The following is an 18,160-nucleotide window of genomic DNA, read 5'->3' as shown; positions in this document are numbered from 1 at the left end:
GGACTGACTGCGCTTGCTTTCGCGGGCTTTAGCTACATCACCGCTGCAAATCCGCACGACATCACTGTGATGAATGTCAACATCGTCGTCTTTGCGTTTTACCTTGTTGGGTACAACCTGCGGCACTCACACATTTGGGTCAATTATCCAACTTGGGTCTCGTACATCTTCATCAGCCCTGCGCAACACCAGACGCATCACTCCATTGATCCCAAGCATTTCGACAAGAATTTCGGATTGATTTTTGCATTCTGGGATTGGCTTTTCGGTACACTGTATGTGCCTGCTGGATATGAAAAATTGGAATTTGGGATTTCTCGGGAAGAACCCAACCCATTCAGCTCCATCACAGAGATTTATCTGAAACCATTTGCCAAAGCATGGGGATTGTTTGCGCCAAAGAAAGCTGCTGCTCCACTGACCTTTTTGGTTTTAGCGGGAGGGGTAGCAATGCTCGGTGCGGTGTACTTGTGAAATCACGCGCAGTATCCAGTCTGACCCGTTATGCGCGACTTGGAATTGTAGCACTGGCCCTTGGTATTGGTCTATTTGTGGGTTTCGGGCAAGATAGAGGTTTCGAAAGTACACCGAACGCCAAACTGAGTTCGGTCAACTTGCAGGACCTGACTTGGACTGAAGTTGCACGTGCCTTAGAGCAAGGCTACGACACGGTTATCGTCCCTACAGGCGGAACCGAGCAAAATGGTCCACATGTTATTCTAGGCAAACATAATTATGTTATAGCCGCAGCAGCCGAACTTATTGCGAAAGAGCTTGGAAATACTCTTGTAGCACCAGTGATCGCATACGTACCCGAAGGGACTTATGGTGACGAGCCAAGCCTACATATGCGGTTTCCAGGAACCATAAGTGTACGCGAAGAAGTCTTCGCAGCACTGCTAGAAGATACCGCTCGTAGCCTTGCAACACATGGGTTTCAACGGATCATCTTCATCGGTGACAGTGCTTGGAACCAACCTGCCCAGCAATCAACCGCCGTAGCGCTGAGTCAGGAATGGGCTAATCGCGGCATTCGTGTACTGCAAATTTCGGATTATTATGCAGCAAACGGTCAGACAGAATGGCTACGAGAGCAAGGATATTCCCGCGATCAGATTGGGCAGCATGCCGCTATGCGTGACACGTCTGAAGTCTTGGCCGTAAACCCTGGAGGTGTGCGCAGGCGCTTCGTCCCTCCTCCAGAAGATATGGTTGCGGGTTTCGACGGTGCACCATCACTTGCTACAAAAGCAATTGGCGACAGGATGCTCGCCCTCAAAGTTCAAGCCGCACTTCGTCAAATAGCACGAGAAGCCGACTGATCTGTTTCAGGTTTGTAGGCGCGTTAGCCATATCAAGTTTTCCTAACCGCAGACAATATATCAAACGGGTATAGGAAAAAGAAAAAGCGCGGTAAAAACCGCGCTTTTCCAAAACCTAAATAGCTCAAATTTCGTCCAGCGATTAGCGCTTGGAGAACTGGAAGCTCTTACGTGCTTTTGCTTTACCGTACTTCTTACGCTCAACTACGCGGCTGTCGCGTGTCAAGAAGCCAGCGGCTTTCAACGCAGCGCGCAGTGTTGGATCATAAAGCTGAAGTGCTTTTGAAACACCGTGCTTGACCGCACCAGCTTGGCCGGACAGACCACCACCAGCAACAGTTGCCATGACGTCGAACTGGTCAACAACACCGGCAACCTGAAATGGCTGGCGCAGGATCATCTGCAGAACGGGACGTGCAAAATACGTCTTCATTTCTTTGCCGTTCACGACAACTTTGCCGGAACCTGGCTTGATCCAGACGCGGGCAACCGCATCTTTACGCTTACCAGTTGCATAAGAACGACCCAGTGCATCGCGCACAGGTTCGCGAACGATCGCTGTTTCAACCACAGCTGCGGGTGCTTCAACGCCTTCGGCGACTTGGCCCAGCTCTTCGAGAGAGTTCACTTGATCAGACATTATGCAGTCCTCGTGTTCTTTTTGTTCATGGACGCGACGTCCAGAACTTCGGGCTTCTGGGCTTCCATGCCATGCTCTGTACCTGCGAAAACGCGCAAGTGAGTCATTTGCTGGCGGGACAGTTTGCCACCAGGCAACATGCGCTGAACAGCTTTCATGATGATGCGCTCTGGGTGTGCACCGTCAAGAATGTCAGCTTTTGTTTTGGACTTGATGCCGCCCGGATGGCCGGTATGCCAATAGTACTTCTCATCACGCTTGTTTCCAGTCATCTGGATTTTCTCAGCGTTGATGACAATCACGTTGTCGCCCATGTCCATGTGCGGCGTGAAGGATGGCTTGTGCTTGCCGCGCAAGCGCATTGCGATGATCGACGCAAGACGACCCAGAACAACGCCTTCAGCGTCAATCAGGATCCATTTCTTGTCGATATCCGCAGGAGTTGCGGTAAAGGTTTTCATATTACACCAAAAGTTTGGGGTGGCAGGATGCCACGTGTCATTAGATTGGGGCGTTATATATGGGGTGCGGGCGCAGTCAAGCGCGTTCAAGCCAGCAAAATATAGCAAATACAATAGCTTACAAATTAGGTATCAATATACCCCACTATTTTGGCGGGATCGAATAGGTCATGCTGGCCCGCGCAACTGGCGCCACCTGCCCTGCACTATATATCATCGCATCCCCAACCGCCAAAACGCGCCCCAACTTCAACAAGCGCGCTTCGCAGACAAGATCGGCCCCAGCCGCAGGTTTGCGCATGAAATCCATTGCGCAACTGGTCGTAACCGCCAATGCGACTGGTCCAAGCCGTGCCAGAATGGCCAAATACACCGCCACATCCGCGAGCATAAACATGGACGGTCCCGAAACGGTTCCGCCCGGACGCAAGTGATGGTCATGGACGCTCAGCTTCAGCGTCAAGCCGTTATCAGGCAGCGCGACGACCTCCAACTCACCGGCAACTTGCGGGAACTGCGTCTTCAGGAATGCCTGAAGTGCGGGGATGTCCATCTTGAGTTCCATGTCGCCTCGTGCTGAATTAGGATTGCTGCGAACCAACACGGAAAGAATAGAAATGACAATCCTGCACCGCGAAGATCGTGATTTTGTGACGACGCTGACGATGGACGCACCAGAGCGTTTGAATGCACTGTCTGACGAGATGTTAGCCGCGTTGCAGGTGACGTTTGATGATATTGCAACCGACCAATCGGTACGCGCGGTCGTTCTGCGCGGCACAGGCAAAGCGTTTTGCGCAGGCCATGACCTTAAGCAAATGCAGGCCGGACGGCAGGCGGATGACGGTGGCGCCGCATATTTCGCAGACCTGTTTGATCGCTGTGCAACCATGATGCAAACGATCCAAGCTCTGCCCCAACCCGTCATCGCCCAAGTCCACGGCATCGCCACCGCCGCAGGCTGCCAGTTGGTCGCGACCTGTGATCTGGCAATTGCCGCGGATGAAACCCGCTTTGGCGTCAACGGCGTGAATATCGGGCTATTCTGTTCAACGCCTATGGTTGCGCTCACCCGCAACATTCCGCGCAAAGCAGCCTTTGAAATGCTGACGACGGGTCGGTTTATCAACACACGCGAGGCGCAAGAATTGGGATTGATCAACCGCGCAGTGAGCGCGGATCAACTCGATAATGCGACCCAAGAACTTGCCAACACGATCGCGTCAAAGCTGCCCATTGCTGTAAAAACCGGCAAGCAAGCGTTCTATAAACAGGCGCAAATGACGACGGCAGACGCCTATGCCTACGCAGGGCAAATCATGGTTGAAAACATGTTGGATTCAATGACAGACGAAGGCATCAGTGCATTTCTTGAAAAACGCAGCCCCGATTGGCCTTGAACTTCTTTTTCCCCTGAAAACTTCCGCCGGAGGCATCCCCAGCTTACAGTTGGTAAATGCCGCTAAATTTGGCCTCAAGATAGTCCAACAATGGACCCTCTGACGGGGAGTTGCCTGTCGCATGGGCAATCGTATCCACAGGTGGACGCAGTCCGCCAAATTGCTGGACATTCTCGCGCAACCAGCGTGTTGCCTTTGACGTATCGCCGCGCGAAAGGTCATCATCCAAACTTGGCACTGCCACGCGCATCGCTTCGTTCAAACAGCCTGCATAGACGTTGCCCAAGGTGTATGTCGGAAAATATCCAAACAGACCCTCAGACCAATGCACGTCTTGCAAAACACCATTTGACGGCTTGTCGACGCTATAGCCAAAATCAGCCGCAAAGCGGTCGTTCCACGCACTTTCGAGATCACCGACAGCCAGATCGCCAGACATCAGCGCACGTTCAAGATCAAAGCGTAGCAGGACATGCAGGTTATATTGGACCTCATCGGCTTCGGTCCGAATAAACCCGTCGCTGACACGGTTCACGGTCGCAAAGAACGCGTCTTCGTCTGCGATACCAAAGTCACCAAATTGATCGCGCATTTGCCCATAGAGCCAACCCGTGAACGCGCGACTGCGGCCCAGTTGGTTTTCATAAATCCGGCTTTGGCTTTCGTGCACACCCATCGACACACCTGCACCCACAGGTGTCAGCAAATGGGCCGCGTCAATCCCCTGCTCATAGGCGGCGTGGCCGACCTCGTGGACAGTCGAATAAAAGCAGTTGAACGGATCGACAGCATTCGTGCGGGTCGTAATCCGAACGTCCAAACCCGACCCGCTTGAGAACGGATGCACAGCTTTGTCGATGCGGCCATTGTTCAAGTCATACCCAAAGGCCAGCGCAAGCTTGGTCGACAAATCCAGTTGCGCCGCATCATCAAATGTTCCGGACAGTTTGGCAGGTGCGGGCCGATCCAAAATCGCGCTGCGCAATGCCACCAGACGCGGACGCAAACTGGCAAACATCGCGCCAATGCTGTCACCCGTTGCACCGGGTTCATAGTCGTCCAAAAGAGCGTCATAGGGATCGGTATTGCCCGCGATTGCGCTTGCTTCTTCTTTGCGCAAATCCACTACTTTTTGCAGGATTGGCAGAAATGACGCGACATCTTCGTCGGCCCGTGACTGTGCCCAAGTGCGATGTGCAAGCGACGTTGTGCGTGCCAGTTCTGCAGCAAGCCTTGCAGGAACCTTCGCGGTCCGCTCAAAGCTGCGCTTGATGTGACGCAAGTTAGCGGCGGCGACATCGTCTGCTGGTTCAGCCTTGGCCAACCAGTCGCCGACACGTGGATCAATGCGGCGCGCGTGCAAAATATTGGCCATCGCGGCATGTTCTTCTGCGCGCTGCGGCGTCGCCCCTTCGGGCATCATGGTTTCTTGATCCCAGCCAAGGCGGCCAGCCACTTGACCCAGCGCTTCTGTGTCGCGCTGGAATGTCATTAGATCATCATAAGCAGTCATTTAAGCACCCCGAATAGATTGTGCGCGCGGATACTGGGCCAGAAAACGCCCGCGCAAGATCAACGCCCACAGGATGACAGCGCCCAATTGATGTGTAATCGCAAGCTGCCAAGGTGCCGAATAAAGCACGGTGATAATGCCCAGCACCATCTGCAGGGTCATGACCGCAATAACAGCGTTAAAGGTAAACCGCGTTTGGTCATTTGCGACGCGGCGTGCGCGGGTCCAAACGAAGATGCCATAAGCAAACAAGAGATATCCCGCCATCCGGTGCATGAATTGCACAAGGCCTGCGTCCTCAAAGAAGTTCCGCCATAGCGGCATCAGATCAAACGGCTGCGGCGGCAAGAAGCCACCCGCCATAAGTGGCCAATCAGGAAACGCGCGGCCTGCGTCAATGCCAGCAACCAACGCGCCAAGGATGATTTGCACAAAGACAAAACCCACTAAAACCGAGCTCAGCTTTGCCAACCCCGCGTCCCCGTTGCGGCGCGCCTGCAACAAGTCCGCCTGACTGCGCCCTAACAAATAGATGAACCACGCGATGAAGCCAAAGATCACAAAGGCCAATCCCAGATGCGTCGCCAAGCGGTAAGAGGCGACGTCAAGCATGCCTTCTTCTAATCCAGAGGACACCATCCACCAACCAATAGCCCCTTGCAGGCCACCCAAGCCACCAATGAACAACAGCCGGCCCGTCCAGCCGTTCGGTATCTTTTTTGCGGCTAGGAAGTACACAAATCCAACAGCCCAAACGAGGCCGATAAAGCGGCCCAATTGGCGATGTCCCCATTCCCACCAATAGATCACTTTGAACTCGGCCATTGTCATGCCTTTGTTCTGCAACTGGTATTCCGGGATCGCGCGGTATTTTTCGAGCTCTTCGGTCCATGCGGCCTCGGACATCGGTGGCATGGCACCGGTGACAGGTTTCCATTCTGTGATCGACAAACCGCTATCTGTCAGGCGGGTTAATCCACCGACGACGATCATCACAAGGACAAGGCCGAACAGCACCATCAACCAGCCACGGATCAAACCGCGCGCGCCTGTGCCCGCGCGGTCAATGCCGCCTGGGGCTGCGGTTTGTTTGGGGGTGTCGCCGACGTCTTCGAAAATATTGCGCTTCGTTGCCATGTCTGGCCTCCGGTTGGTCTGGGGCTTTACCTAGAACTGACGCGGCTTGATCGCAAGCGTCAGGGTGCCACAGGTCAGGTACTAGCCGCGTTCTTTCCAACGGACCATCTGGCGCATTGTACCATGCAACATCTGCACATCAGCGCGCGTCAACGGCATCCGCGACCACATATTGCGCAAGTTCATTTTCATGTTCTCAGCTTTGTGTTCCGGAAAAAAGAACCCTGCGATTTCAAGTCGCTCTTCAAAATGATCGCCAAGCTTCTCGATCTCGATCTGTTCAGCCCAATCACCGACGGCATCGACGCGCGCGGCCGCGGCAGGCACGGCCTCGCGGCGCCATTCGTATCCTGTGAGCAATACACATTGCGCCAAGTTCAATGACGGAAAATCAGGATTAACCGGCACCGAAATGATCGCATTGGCCCGCGCGATATCATCGTTTTCCATGCCCGCACGTTCGGGGCCAAACATCACCGCTACTTTTTGGCCGCTGGCGATCCGCGCACGCGCGTCCTGCATTGCGGCCTCTGGCGATAAAACCAGCTTGGTCAGACCGCGCGGACGTGCCGTGGTCGCATAGACATAGTCACAATCGGCGACCGCTGCAGCGGTATCATCGAAAATCTGCGCGTCATCCAGCAAACGCCCTGCACCGCTTGCCATGGCCACCGCTTTTTGATTGGGCCAGCCGTCGCGCGGATCAATAATGCGCATCCTGTCCAGTCCGAAATTCCACATGCCACGCGCGGCCGCACCAATGTTTTCGCCCATTTGAGGGCGGATCAAAACGAAGGCGGGTTGTGGGTCAGTACTGGGCATTTGGCATCCTTTGGGGCGGTGGCGGCGTGATACGCGGCCCTTGAACCCAAGGCAAGCACCACCCATCCCATAGCCAAGCGGATCAAACCCCGCTAGAAGCACGGCAACACTGATCAACTCTCGGAAAATGCACGCTATGACAGACGCCCAAGACCACCCGCAAATCTACCTGATCACACCTTCAGAGTTTGATCTGTCGTCATACCCCGCACAATTGGCCGCCTGCCTTGATAGCACAGAAGTCGCATGCGTGCGCCTTGCCCTTGGCACAACAGATGAAAGCCGGATCTCAAAAGCCGCCGACGCGCTGCGCGAAGTGACCCACGAGCGCGACGTCGCCTTGGTCATCGACAGCCACATTATGCTGGTCGAACGTCTGGGTCTTGACGGTGTGCATTTGCAAGACGGGGCGCGCACGGTCAAAAAAGTACGCAAAGACCTTGGCGATGATGCGATCATCGGCACATATTGCGGCAATTCCCGACACGACGGAATGACCGCAGGCGAACTGGGTGCAGACTACGTCAGCTTCGGCCCCGTGGGTGCGACGCCCTTGGGCGATGGTCGTCAGGCAGAGCTAGAGTTGTTTGAATGGTGGTCCATGATGATCGAAGTGCCAGTCGTCGCCGAAGGCGCGTTGACTGCCGATCTTATCCGCACACTGGCCCCGCATACGGATTTCTTCGGAATAGGCGACGAGATATGGGGCAATGATAGTCCTGCGAAAGCCTTAACAGCGCTACGTAGTGCGATGCTGTGATAGGCCCGCGCGCACGGTTTCTTCCATCGCTTTAGCAAGCACCTTTCGGTTGGCGTAATCAGAAACTGTGACAGGTGGGTGATAAACCACATGCACGCCACCCTGACGTTTCGCAGCCAGCGTCGATAACAAATGCGGTGCAAAATCCATATCCCCCCACCAGCCGTAAAATCGGGCATCCGCCCCTGCTGGTGCAACGTAATTCACCGTAACCGCCTGCATTTGCAGCGTGTCTTTGATTTGGTCGTCGAAAAACGCACCAAACAGCGTCGGTTTGAATGGCAGTACCTGTAGACCGTCTGTCGACGTGCCTTCGGGAAAGAAAAGCAAACGGTGTCCTGCAGCCAAGCGGTCTTTAAAGACCGCTATCTGGGCTGCAACATCCGATCGGTTCCGTTTGATGAAAACCGTGCCAGTCGCGCGCGCCAGCCAGCCGATTCCGGGCCAATTTGCGACTTCTGATTTGGCGACGAAATAGATGCGCTTGCGGGCATTCAAAGCAAAGATATCCAGCCAAGATGCATGATTTGCAACAACGGCACCCGGCCCTTGCATTGGCATGCCTGCGCTTGTGTATTTCATCCCGAGCAATACAAATGCGACGCGGCACACAAACTGCGTGATGAAGGGGGTCACGGGTCTGCGGGCACCAAAAATCGGTGCTTCGATCAGGCGGACCAGTAGCAGCAGCCCCAAACCGCCAAACACCAAAATCACCAAAGGGATCGCGCGTAAAACCACCCTCACCCAGCCACCCGCAGTGATACCTTCTGGTGGCGGGCTTTGTTCACTGTGCCACGTATCAGCCACGCGCACCCCCTGTGGTATAAATCTTTTGCTGCAAAGCATTGATGACATCTTTTTGCAAAATCAGACAGATATCCGTGGTGTTGAAGTCATGATCAACAAAAGCGCCATCGCCCACGGTACCACCCAGACGCAGGTAACCTTTGATTAACGCAGGAATTTGCCGCACCGCTGCAATGCGGTCGATTTTGTCAGGTGACAGAACATCCATACGCTCGGCAGTTTGCCCTTTTGCCGTCACGCGCAATTCCGCAGGCGCAAGGTGCTTGTGGTAAAGCCAGCTGAGCGGTTGTGCCAATGACGCAATATCCGTGCCGTGAAACGACGCGACACCGAACAGCACGTCAATTTCATGCGACGTCACATAGTCAGATAGCGCCGCCCACAAATGCAACATTCCCGCACCACCCCGATAATCAGGATGCAAACACGAACGCCCCAATTCCAATAGTTTTTGGCCGCTGCCCCGCAAACTAGAAAGATCATATTCATCTTCGCAGTAGAACCGCCCTGCCCGTGCAGCCATAGCTTCAGTCATTACGCGGTAAACACCGACCACTTGCGCGTCGTCGGGTCGTGCCCGATCAATGAGCAAAAGATGTTGTGCAAATGCATCGAAATAATCACGCTCTAATTGCATATCATGGGAAACCCCAGAACCGCCCGCGCCCAATTCCTTGACGAAAACATCATAGCGCAAGCGTTGCGCTGCATGCAGATCAGCCGCTGACACCGCCAACCTTGTCTCAAGGATGGGTGCAATATGCTTTAATTTATGGGGCCGTGGCGACATAAAGTATCTTTGATCCAGATTAATCAGTTCTCAATTATATTCCGGCTTCATAGCGAAGGCCATTGACTCTTAAAAAGTTAACTCTACCCTTGGTTGTATTCAAGATGTAACGATTAACAGAAGTACGGCTTTACCATCAATGACGACCTTACCCGCATCTCGGAAGTTTACGGTGATCTTGCCCCCGATATTGGACTGCACCTGTCCGATGCCCCAATCAGGTTGCGTGGGGTGCTGGACCAGCATGCCCGGCTCAAGGATCGCATTGATATCTGACATCTTATCCCTTTCCCTTCGGAGGCCCCGTTATGCAACTTGATCTTGCTGCCCTTGTCGGCTCGCGAATTTGTCACGACCTTATCAGCCCAATCGGCGCAATCGGCAATGGGGTGGAGCTTTTATCGCTGACAGACGGTGATACGGGCGCCGAGATGGCACTGATCAATGAAAGCGTTCAAAATGCCAGCGCACGCATCAGGTACTTCCGGATCGCTTATGGGGCCGCATCCGAAGACCAGATGGTCAGCCGTGCAGAGGTTTTGTACATCCTATCCGCCAATGCGCGTGGCGGGCGATTCAACTATATCTGGCAGATAGAAAACGATCAGCCGCGCCGGATGGTGCGATGTGCGCTCTTGATGCTGCAAGCCCTCGAGGCGGCGATGCCGCTTGGTGGTGACATCCAGATATATCAGGACAGCGGCGAGTGGGTTATGCGCGCCGAAGGTAGGCGTCTGGTGGTTGACGGCGACCTTTGGGATAGCCTTTTGTCACCCAAAATGGGCTACCTGCATAATGCCGCGCAAGTACAATTTGCGTTGTTGCCCAGTGTGTTAGCAGAGGCCGGACGGCACCTGAAATTTGACCCCAACCCCGACTATTTGATCGCCCGTTTCTAGGTGCGGATCGCGCCATCCCCAGTGACAAGGTACTTGAAACTGGTAAGCTGTACTGCTCCAACGGGGCCGCGGGCATGCAATTTGCCCGTCGCAATCCCGATTTCGCCGCCCATGCCAAATTCACCACCATCGGCAAACTGGGTCGATGCATTGCGCATCAAAATCGCGCTATCGAGTTCTTTGAAGAAATGTGCGGCGGCTTGATCGTCGGCGGTGATGATCGCGTCGGTGTGGTTTGACCCAAACGTGCGGATATGCGCAATCGCCTCGTCCACGCCGTCCACCAGCTTGGCAGCGCAAATCATATCAAGAAATTCCTTGCCAAAATCATCCGGCTTGGCGGGTATCGTGCCTGTGATCTTCGCAAGATCACCATCGGCGCGCACCTCGACACCGGCCTTGAGCAATGCATCAATCAGGATCGCACCGTGTTGCGTGTAAAACCGCCAATCGATGAGCAAGCATTCCATCGCGCCACAAATTCCGGTCCGGCGTGTTTTGGCGTTCAACACGATCTCAAGCGCCATGGCAGGATCTGCTGTCGCGCCAACATAAATATGGCAAATCCCCTCAAGATGGGCAAAAACCGGGACGCGCGCCTCGCGTTGCACCAGCCCAACAAGGCCCTTGCCACCGCGCGGAACAATCACGTCGATATAGTCCGTCGCCGTCAGCATCGCAGATACAGCGGCGCGGTCACGCGTTGGTACCAGTTGGATTGCAGCCGCCGGCAGACCCGCCTGTTTCAGGCCAGTTTGCAGGCATTCATGGATCGCAACAGAGGAATGAAAGCTTTCTGAACCGCCGCGCAAGATCACGGCATTGCCTGACTGTAGGCACAATGCACCCGCATCAGCAGTCACGTTCGGGCGACTTTCGTAAATGACACCGATCACGCCCAATGGGGTGCGCACACGTTGGATATGCAGGCCCGTAGGCATGTCCCATTCAGTCATCACCTCGCCCACTGGGTCGTGCTGTGCCGCAACATTGCGCAGACCTTCAGCCATTGCCCTGATGCGTGGTTCGTCCAGCATCAAGCGGTCCATCATCGCAGGGCTTAAACCCTTTTCTTCGGCGTAAAGCTGATCTTCTGCATTCGCGTCCATAATTGCCATCCGGTTTTCCCAGATTGCATCGGCGGCGCCAATCAATGCAGCATATTTCCGTTCGGAACCAGCGGTCGCCAAAATGGCTGCCGCAGCGCGGGCGTCTTTCCCGATCTGCTCCATCATCGCTTCCATTGTGTCATGCATGTCCATCATTCCACCCCTTTAAAGTACCATGTCGTCGCGGTGCACCAATGCGGAACGGCCTTCGTAGCCCAACACTGCGAAAATTTCAGCCGACTTGCGCCCCATGATTTGCCGCGCCTCAACGCTCGTGTAGCGTACAAGGCCCTGCCCCAACTGCGCGCCGCTTGGATCAACAATCGCCACCAGATCGCCGCGTCCAAAGTTGCCGTTGATTTGAATGACCCCTGCCGGAAGCAGGCTCTTTCCGCGATCCAACGCACCAGCAGCACCTGCGTCAATCATCACTGTTCCGCGTGGTTTCATAGCAGAAATCCAACGCTTCCGGGCTACTTGAGGATCGGTTTGCGCACTAAACCACGTCGCAGCCGCGCCATTTTCAAGCTGCGCCAGTGGGTTCAGTCCAGTGCCAAGTGCAATCGCCATCGCACAGCCGGCATCTGTCGCGACACGTGCCGCCATTACTTTGGTGATCATCCCACCTTTCGAGAGGCCAGAGGCCGCTTCACCTGCCATCGCCTCTATCTGGGGTGTGATTTTTTCTACAATAGCAAGGTGTTGCGCGTCGCTATTCAGATAAGGATTGGCAGTATATAACCCGTCCACATCCGACAAAAGCACCAACTGATCGGCCCCGACTGTCACGGCAACTTGTGCTGCAAGCCGGTCATTGTCGCCATATCGGATCTCATCCGTTGCGATTGTGTCGTTTTCGTTAACAATTGGCGTGACGCCAAGGCCCAACATCGTTTCCATCGTCGCGCGACTATTCAGATAGCGTCGGCGATCCTGACTATCCTCAAGGGTGACAAGAACTTGACCCGTGATGATCCCGTGTGGGCTAAGTGCTTCTTCATAGGCACGCGCCAATCTGATCTGTCCGACTGCTGCAGCTGCTTGTGATTGCTCTAACGCGAGCGGTGTCATGGGAAGGCCCAGAATACCGCGCCCAAGTGCTATTGAACCGGACGACACAACAATCACATCTGTGCCACGTGCGCGAATGCGTGCAACATCTGCGGCCAGTGACGTCAGCCATTCTTGGCGCAATGTGCCGGTTTTGGCATCAACCAACAGGGCTGAGCCAATCTTGACAACAAGACGTTTCGCGTCAGTTAAGGCCGCCATTCTTGGGCCTCATCTTCAGCCTCCGCTGCAGTGCGGTGACGCAGGCGGTTGTCGTCAATCTCGGCACGCAAGGCGCGCAGAACTTCTGGGATACCTTCACGGCTTACACCGGACATCATCAACACAGGGCCTTTGGCGACGTCGGCGATCTCGTCCCGCAGGAACGTGCGTTCTTCATCATCAAGCGCGTCGATTTTGTTCAGAACAGTGATCCGCGGCTTTTCAGCCAATTCGCCGCCATAAGCCTCTAGTTCAGCGATAATAGTGGTCAAATCACCAGCCGGATCACCAGATGTGCCGTCAATCAAGTGCAACAGCACGGCGCAACGTTCAACATGGCCAAGGAACATGTCACCCAGACCGCGCCCTTCGCTGGCACCCGCAATCAAGCCCGGAATATCGGCCACAACAAATTCGACCTCGTCAATGCCAACCACACCAAGATTGGGGACCAACGTGGTAAACGGGTAATCGGCAACTTTGGGCCGTGCGTTCGAAGTAGCCGCCAGAAAGGTTGATTTACCGGCGTTTGGCATACCCAGCAGCCCCACGTCAGCGATCAATTTCAAACGCAACCAAATCGTACGCTCGATCGCTTCTTGTCCGGGGTTTGACCGGCGTGGCGCTTGGTTCGTAGATGTCTTGAACTGCAGGTTGCCCCAACCACCATTACCGCCTTTGGCGATGACGATTTTCTGACCAACTTCTGTCAGATCGGCGATAACTGTTTCTTCGTCTTCATCAATGATTTCAGTACCAACTGGTACGCGCAGCAACTTTGCTTCGCCATCTTTACCGGTGCGCTGGCTGCCCATTCCGTGCTGGCCACTGCCTGCGAAAAAGTGCCGCTGATAGCGAAAATCGATGAGGGTATTCAAACCGTCGACAGCCTCGATGATCACATCGCCGCCTTTGCCGCCATCACCACCGTCAGGACCACCATATTCCATAAATTTCTCGCGACGGAACGAGATACAGCCGCCGCCGCCAGCGCCAGACCGGATGTAGACCTTGGCAAGATCGAGGAATTTCATGTTTTTGGCTTTCTGGGGCTATTCTAAACCGCCGATAAACTACTGTGCAGCAGTTCTCAAGCGATCCTCGACCAAATCCATGACGGGCCGATTAATGTGATTGTTTAAGCGTATATGTCCAAGTGGGCACTGTTGCATTGCGAGATACAGAAAACGCCTCTGCGTCGCCAAGGTAGTCAAAGCCGCAGTTGGTCAGCACACGTGCAGACCCCGGATTGTCTTGAAAGACTTCTGCGAAAATCCGGTCGGATTTATGCGGATTAGCGGCTATCAGCGTGCGCACTGCCTCTGTCGCGAAACCGGTGTTCCAGAATGCAGGCGCAATCCAGTAGAAAATCTCGGATTGGGCGCGGTCCATATGTTCAAGCGTGATCAACCCCAACGCTTCGGCGTGACCATATGCTGATCCATCAATGACCCACACATCTTCAGAACGTTTCGGCTGCGTGGCACGATCAATCATCGCCTCGACTGAACCGGGGGGCAGCGGGTGCGGCATCGCGCGCGTGCCACGGGCCACGCGGTCATCGCTTGCGTACAACGCAATCAGACCAGCGTCGGATTTACGGCATGGGCGCAGCACAAAGCGTGCGGCTTCGATTGTGTCTTGCACGATGATCTCTTCATGTCGCATTGCTTTCCTCCCCGAAAACAAACTTCATTCGGCTCATTCCTATTTTCAAAGAATGGCAAAATGATGAAACGCCGATTGTGCCAATTCATTGGCCAATGCCGCGCCTTTCTTAAAGATACCTAATCAGCTTTCGCCAATTTAAAAGGGGACCGGTTTGCACCGATCCCCTCAATTCGTATTACCTGAGAAATTCGGACTATTCAGCGGCCTCCGCCACTGGAAGAACCGAAATAAAGGTACGGCCCTTGAGGCCTTTGTGGAATTTGACGTTACCGTCGATGGTTGCAAAAATCGTGTGATCCTTGCCCATGCCGACGCCCATACCTGGCCACATCTTTGTGCCACGTTGGCGCATGATGATGTTACCTGGAATGACGACTTCGCCACCGAATTTCTTTACGCCAAGACGACGACCAGCTGAGTCGCGTCCGTTACGGGATGAACCGCCTGCTTTTTTATGTGCCATTTGGTCTCTCCTTAGCCTTTAGCCAGCTCAGCCGCTTGCGCGATCCAGCCTTCACGTTCGATACGACCTTTGAACGAGAGTTTCTCGTCCATAGCAGCCACATCCTCTGGGGTCCATGCGGCGATCTGCGCAAAAGATGTCACGCCAGCAGCGTGCAGCTTTTTCTCAAGCGCGGGGCCAACACCGGACAGTGTTTTCAGATCGTCAGCACCTGCAGCAGCGGCTGGTGCCGCTTTCGCCTTTGGTGCAGCCTTTGGCTTTGCGGCCTTCGGTGCGTCTGTCTTTGGTGTCGAAGCACGTGCAGCGGCTGCAGCGGCCTTCTTGGAGGTCGGTGCGCCGTTTGCGCCTGTCACAGTCGTGATACCTGCGCCGGAAACAGCAGCCATAACGCCAGACTTGTCTGCGCCTTTTTCAAGGATCTCTGCAATACGAACCAGTGTCAGTTGCTGACGGTGGCCTTTTTTGCGCTGCGAGCCGTGCTTACGGCGACGCTTGACGAAGTTGATCGTCTTAACGCCTTTGATCTGGTCGATCACTTCTGCTTGGACGCCAGCGCCCTCAACAAAAGGTGCACCCACGGTGGAGCCGACCATCAGAATCTCGTTGAATTGGATTTTGTCGCCAGCAACAGCTGCCAGCTTTTCGACGCGAAGTACGTCGCCTGTGGCAACTTTGTACTGCTTGCCGCCGGTTTTGAGAACCGCAAACATATGTTTTTCCTTTGTCTATCGCGTCTCTAAGGCCCCCAATCAAGTTGGGCGTTTGGTACCTGTGGACTGCGCGCCCTTGGGCGAATTATCGCATAACACCTCACAAGTCCCTTGTAAGGTTGGCGGCTTATGCGACCATTGCCTATGTAAGTCAAGCAACAAGAAGGCGAAATCCCCATGCGCTGGCCATTGATCACAATTACATTCCTGTCCGCTTGTTCGAGCGAAGCTAATCATGTTGGCAACCCGCTTTTGCTGCCCATAAGCGGGATAGCAACGGCTGCCCAAAATGTAGCCTACAGCCAGCGTCGCAGTCAGGTAGAGGTCAATGTCAAATCCAACTTCAACGCGATAATCCAAGATATACTTGCAGGTGGCGGGCCAGCACTGTCGGAGGCGATGAATATCGCAGGTGTTCCCATGACTGACCGCCCTGCCCGCATCATCCAGCTGCAATCTGACATCGCACTTTATAACACGGCACCCGGCGCATTGGTCACTGCATTGATGGTTTACGGCGCTTAGAACCCGGCGAGCAACGAATCCCGCTTTGCCACTTGATCCCAGAATGCTTTGGATTTGGCGATATCGTCAGCCACATCTACCGGAATTCCGCGCGCTAAGATCCGCTGGTAAAGTGTCTGCGGATAACCCGGCATAATTGGTGGAACGCTGACCATTGCATTGATGTTGGCTGCAATCCCAGCCGCCTCTGCAGGACAGTCGTGCGTTGGATTGCCGCTCACTGCGCGACCTTCGGCCTCAAGTCGGGCGACTGCAGCAAAATAGATCGCACATTCGCCGGTAATCAACTCTGCTTGTCCCGGATCATCGGCAGGTAAATCAGGTTGCGGCGCAATAGGGGCTGTTTGTTCGCAGGCAGCCAGCAAGCACAAAGCAGCCAGCGCATGTTTGATCGAGGGCATGAAACAAAATCCTTTTTGGCAACGACTGCAGTATAGTCTCGGCTTACGCGATGCATAGACCTTGAGCAATCACAACTCTTGTGTCGTCATAAAGCGTGAGACGCCAAACCCAAGAGCGCGCGATATATCTTCGAACATACCATCAAACGACACAAACAAAGCAGAGGTCAATTCCTGCCCTGCGGCCGTGTCCGAGAACGCAATGTAGGCGGCGAGTTCATCATCAGACAGCGGGTGGTATGCCATTAGCAGGAACGAATATATCCATTCCGTCGTACTTTCGCGAATATCGGCTTCTTGGGACCAAACATCTTGAAGCGCGGTGTCATGCGTCACACCCGCTGGCATCGCACCACCGTCGATCAAGCCGGTATAAAAGGCATAGCTGGAGTTCAGCGACCCAACAACATTGCTCTCGATCAGATCATTGGCTTCGACAAACTGCTGAACCTGCAAGTAACGTGGTGTTTCATCCATCATCTGAATTGCTGCAGTATCGATGCTGGCCTCTTCAACGGCATCGTCTAGCATCGCGCGGCGGGCACTCACCTCAAGATTGATAATAGCAGCACCAGTTTCGGAGGTGTAAAAATCCAGCATGGCATCAACATTTGCGCTATCAAGCGCCTCGCCAAATGCGCCACGGACTTCTTCTAGCATCATTTGCGGATCATAAATCGCTTCGACTGCCTTGACCCAGTCGGGCGAAACACCCCCTGGCACCATCTCGGCGGCCAATGACGTGCCGTATTCCAGCCCCTCCTCGCGCATGATGTCGATGATTTCAGGCATCCCGAGCGCCACAAACAAGGCGTCAACTTTCGCAGTTTCAACTGACTGCGCATAAACGGGTGCGGCTGTGATCGTGGCGATCAAAGCAAAGGCGGTGGCAAAACGCGGCATCAATGTTCCTTTGGCTTAATTATACTCCAGTCATATGCACCACCCTGTCATATTCCAAGGTCGTTGACGCAATTGTCAGCACAATGCGGTTTGCCTCTTGCGAAGGCTGGCGCTGCGCAGTACCACGCCTGCGATCCCCGCGGAGAGGTGCCGGAGTGGTCGAACGGGGCGGTCTCGAAAACCGTTGAGCGTGCAAGCGTTCCCAGGGTTCGAATCCCTGTCTCTCCGCCACTAAATACAGTTAAAACATTGTTTTTAAGGGGTTTTGTCTTTTATTTGAAACCTCTTGTGCCAAAAAGTGTACCAAAGGCAAAAATACTGAATCTGGCGGTAGTTTAGGGCTTATCGAGTACCCTTGACACGCCACAATTCAACCAATGGGCTGTTAATCAATTGGTCGTAGGTTCGATCCCTACCGTCGGAGCCATTTACATGGCAAGTCATTGATTATACTACGTTTCTCCCAAATGGGTGCGTAGTTGTGGCATCGGGGTGTCCCATCCCAACTTGACCCTTTGTGTCCGTCCTTAATTGAACGGACAAGACACATGC

At 54.2% G+C, this 18,160-nt stretch carries 23 protein-coding genes and 1 tRNA gene; 7 read left to right on the top strand and 17 right to left on the bottom strand.

Translation table 11 applies throughout. The features are described 5' to 3' along the window. Positions 1 to 474 (top strand): sterol desaturase family protein (locus QZ197_RS08365; RefSeq protein ID WP_296431426.1); only part of this gene is annotated, 474 nt, incomplete at its 5' end. Continuing rightward, positions 471 to 1,322, top strand: coding sequence for a creatininase family protein (locus tag QZ197_RS08360; RefSeq protein ID WP_296431425.1), 852 nt, complete (start codon positions 471 to 473; stop codon positions 1,320 to 1,322). The genes QZ197_RS08365 and QZ197_RS08360, both read left to right, overlap by 4 nt. Positions 1,323 to 1,464: 142 nt before the next feature. On the opposite strand, the gene rpsI is transcribed toward QZ197_RS08360, so the two are convergent. From rpsI to QZ197_RS08345, 3 genes are all read right to left on the bottom strand, one after another. Further along, complete coding sequence (gene rpsI, locus QZ197_RS08355) at positions 1,465 to 1,962, bottom strand: 30S ribosomal protein S9 (RefSeq protein ID WP_296431424.1); 498 nt, start codon at positions 1,960 to 1,962, stop codon at positions 1,465 to 1,467. Next, complete coding sequence (gene rplM / locus QZ197_RS08350) at positions 1,962 to 2,423, bottom strand: 50S ribosomal protein L13 (protein ID WP_296431423.1); 462 nt, start codon at positions 2,421 to 2,423, stop codon at positions 1,962 to 1,964. The genes rpsI and rplM overlap by 1 nt, the downstream gene beginning before the upstream one ends. A 145-nt stretch (positions 2,424 to 2,568) precedes the next feature. Beyond that, positions 2,569 to 2,988: a PaaI family thioesterase gene (locus QZ197_RS08345; protein ID WP_296431422.1), complete on the bottom strand. Its 420-nt coding sequence runs from the start codon at positions 2,986 to 2,988 to the stop codon at positions 2,569 to 2,571. On the opposite strand from QZ197_RS08345, the gene QZ197_RS08340 reads away from it, so the two are divergent. Beyond that, a complete protein-coding gene (locus QZ197_RS08340; protein ID WP_296431421.1) occupies positions 2,987 to 3,823 on the top strand; it encodes an enoyl-CoA hydratase in 837 nt (278 codons plus the stop codon). The two genes, QZ197_RS08345 and QZ197_RS08340, sit on opposite strands and share 2 nt — an antisense overlap. A 43-nt stretch (positions 3,824 to 3,866) precedes the next feature. On the opposite strand, the gene QZ197_RS08335 is transcribed toward QZ197_RS08340, so the two are convergent. The 3 genes from QZ197_RS08335 to QZ197_RS08325 all read right to left on the bottom strand — a co-directional run bounded on the left by QZ197_RS08335 (position 3,867) and on the right by QZ197_RS08325 (position 7,295). Next, positions 3,867 to 5,336, bottom strand: coding sequence for a carboxypeptidase M32 (locus tag QZ197_RS08335; RefSeq protein WP_296431420.1), 1,470 nt, complete (start codon positions 5,334 to 5,336; stop codon positions 3,867 to 3,869). After that, positions 5,337 to 6,473 (bottom strand): heme A synthase, encoded by a 1,137-nt coding sequence (gene ctaA, locus QZ197_RS08330; protein WP_296431419.1) that lies wholly within the window; start codon positions 6,471 to 6,473, stop codon positions 5,337 to 5,339. 81 nt (positions 6,474 to 6,554) lie between these two features. After that, positions 6,555 to 7,295, bottom strand: a complete 741-nt coding sequence (locus QZ197_RS08325; protein WP_296431418.1) for an RNA methyltransferase — start codon at positions 7,293 to 7,295, stop codon at positions 6,555 to 6,557. A gap of 136 nt (positions 7,296 to 7,431) precedes the next feature. Between QZ197_RS08325 and QZ197_RS08320 the strand changes: the two genes are divergently transcribed. After that, positions 7,432 to 8,055: a thiamine phosphate synthase gene (locus tag QZ197_RS08320; RefSeq protein WP_296431417.1), complete on the top strand. Its 624-nt coding sequence runs from the start codon at positions 7,432 to 7,434 to the stop codon at positions 8,053 to 8,055. Here QZ197_RS08320 and QZ197_RS08315 read toward each other — a convergent pair. The 3 genes from QZ197_RS08315 to QZ197_RS08305 all read right to left on the bottom strand — a co-directional run bounded on the left by QZ197_RS08315 (position 8,035) and on the right by QZ197_RS08305 (position 9,934). Next, positions 8,035 to 8,865 (bottom strand): lysophospholipid acyltransferase family protein, encoded by an 831-nt coding sequence (locus QZ197_RS08315; RefSeq protein ID WP_296431416.1) that lies wholly within the window; start codon positions 8,863 to 8,865, stop codon positions 8,035 to 8,037. The two genes, QZ197_RS08320 and QZ197_RS08315, sit on opposite strands and share 21 nt — an antisense overlap. Then, complete coding sequence (locus QZ197_RS08310; protein WP_296431415.1) at positions 8,858 to 9,655, bottom strand: GNAT family N-acyltransferase; 798 nt, start codon at positions 9,653 to 9,655, stop codon at positions 8,858 to 8,860. Before QZ197_RS08310 ends, QZ197_RS08315 begins: the two co-directional genes overlap by 8 nt. 99 nt (positions 9,656 to 9,754) lie before the next feature. Further along, positions 9,755 to 9,934 (bottom strand): DUF3553 domain-containing protein, encoded by a 180-nt coding sequence (locus QZ197_RS08305; RefSeq protein WP_296431414.1) that lies wholly within the window; start codon positions 9,932 to 9,934, stop codon positions 9,755 to 9,757. A 29-nt stretch (positions 9,935 to 9,963) separates the two neighbouring features. On the opposite strand from QZ197_RS08305, the gene QZ197_RS08300 reads away from it, so the two are divergent. Then, the gene (locus QZ197_RS08300) at positions 9,964 to 10,554 is read left to right on the top strand and encodes a histidine phosphotransferase family protein (protein WP_296431413.1); all 591 of its coding nucleotides are present in this window, start codon (positions 9,964 to 9,966) and stop codon (positions 10,552 to 10,554) included. Here the strand turns inward: QZ197_RS08300 and QZ197_RS08295 are convergent. The 6 genes from QZ197_RS08295 to QZ197_RS08270 all read right to left on the bottom strand — a co-directional run bounded on the left by QZ197_RS08295 (position 10,551) and on the right by QZ197_RS08270 (position 15,779). Then, positions 10,551 to 11,819, bottom strand: coding sequence for a glutamate-5-semialdehyde dehydrogenase (locus tag QZ197_RS08295; protein ID WP_296431412.1), 1,269 nt, complete (start codon positions 11,817 to 11,819; stop codon positions 10,551 to 10,553). The two genes, QZ197_RS08300 and QZ197_RS08295, sit on opposite strands and share 4 nt — an antisense overlap. A gap of 9 nt (positions 11,820 to 11,828) precedes the next feature. Further along, positions 11,829 to 12,935 carry a glutamate 5-kinase gene (proB, locus tag QZ197_RS08290; RefSeq protein WP_296431411.1) on the bottom strand — a complete coding sequence of 369 codons (1,107 nt, stop codon included), beginning with the start codon at positions 12,933 to 12,935 and terminating at the stop codon, positions 11,829 to 11,831. Further along, on the bottom strand, positions 12,923 to 13,969 hold the full coding sequence (gene obgE / locus QZ197_RS08285; protein WP_296431410.1) for a GTPase ObgE: 1,047 nt from the start codon (positions 13,967 to 13,969) through the stop codon (positions 12,923 to 12,925). The genes proB and obgE overlap by 13 nt, the downstream gene beginning before the upstream one ends. Before the next feature lie 91 nt (positions 13,970 to 14,060). Beyond that, a complete protein-coding gene (locus QZ197_RS08280) occupies positions 14,061 to 14,603 on the bottom strand; it encodes a GNAT family N-acetyltransferase (protein ID WP_296431409.1) in 543 nt (180 codons plus the stop codon). 196 nt (positions 14,604 to 14,799) lie between these two features. Continuing rightward, positions 14,800 to 15,069 (bottom strand): 50S ribosomal protein L27, encoded by a 270-nt coding sequence (gene rpmA, locus QZ197_RS08275; protein ID WP_296431408.1) that lies wholly within the window; start codon positions 15,067 to 15,069, stop codon positions 14,800 to 14,802. Between the two features lie 11 nt (positions 15,070 to 15,080). Next, positions 15,081 to 15,779 (bottom strand): 50S ribosomal protein L21, encoded by a 699-nt coding sequence (locus QZ197_RS08270; protein WP_296431407.1) that lies wholly within the window; start codon positions 15,777 to 15,779, stop codon positions 15,081 to 15,083. Between the two features lie 177 nt (positions 15,780 to 15,956). Between QZ197_RS08270 and QZ197_RS08265 the strand changes: the two genes are divergently transcribed. Continuing rightward, entirely contained in the window at positions 15,957 to 16,304 is a 348-nt protein-coding gene (locus QZ197_RS08265; protein WP_296431406.1) for a hypothetical protein, read from the top strand. Here QZ197_RS08265 and QZ197_RS08260 read toward each other — a convergent pair. Further along, on the bottom strand, positions 16,301 to 16,705 hold the full coding sequence (locus tag QZ197_RS08260) for a hypothetical protein (RefSeq protein WP_296431405.1): 405 nt from the start codon (positions 16,703 to 16,705) through the stop codon (positions 16,301 to 16,303). The genes QZ197_RS08265 and QZ197_RS08260 overlap by 4 nt on opposite strands. Positions 16,706 to 16,774: 69 nt before the next feature. After that, complete coding sequence (locus QZ197_RS08255; protein WP_296431404.1) at positions 16,775 to 17,608, bottom strand: DUF2059 domain-containing protein; 834 nt, start codon at positions 17,606 to 17,608, stop codon at positions 16,775 to 16,777. A gap of 141 nt (positions 17,609 to 17,749) precedes the next feature. Here QZ197_RS08255 and QZ197_RS08250 point away from each other — a divergent pair. After that, positions 17,750 to 17,839, top strand: a tRNA-Ser gene (locus QZ197_RS08250). The last annotated feature ends 321 nt before the right edge of the window (positions 17,840 to 18,160 follow it).

The organism is Yoonia sp. (genome assembly GCF_017854415.1).
GTDB lineage: Bacteria > Pseudomonadota > Alphaproteobacteria > Rhodobacterales > Rhodobacteraceae > Yoonia.
Note: the sequence above shows the minus strand (reverse complement) of the source record. Positions and strands in the feature narration are given on the sequence as shown.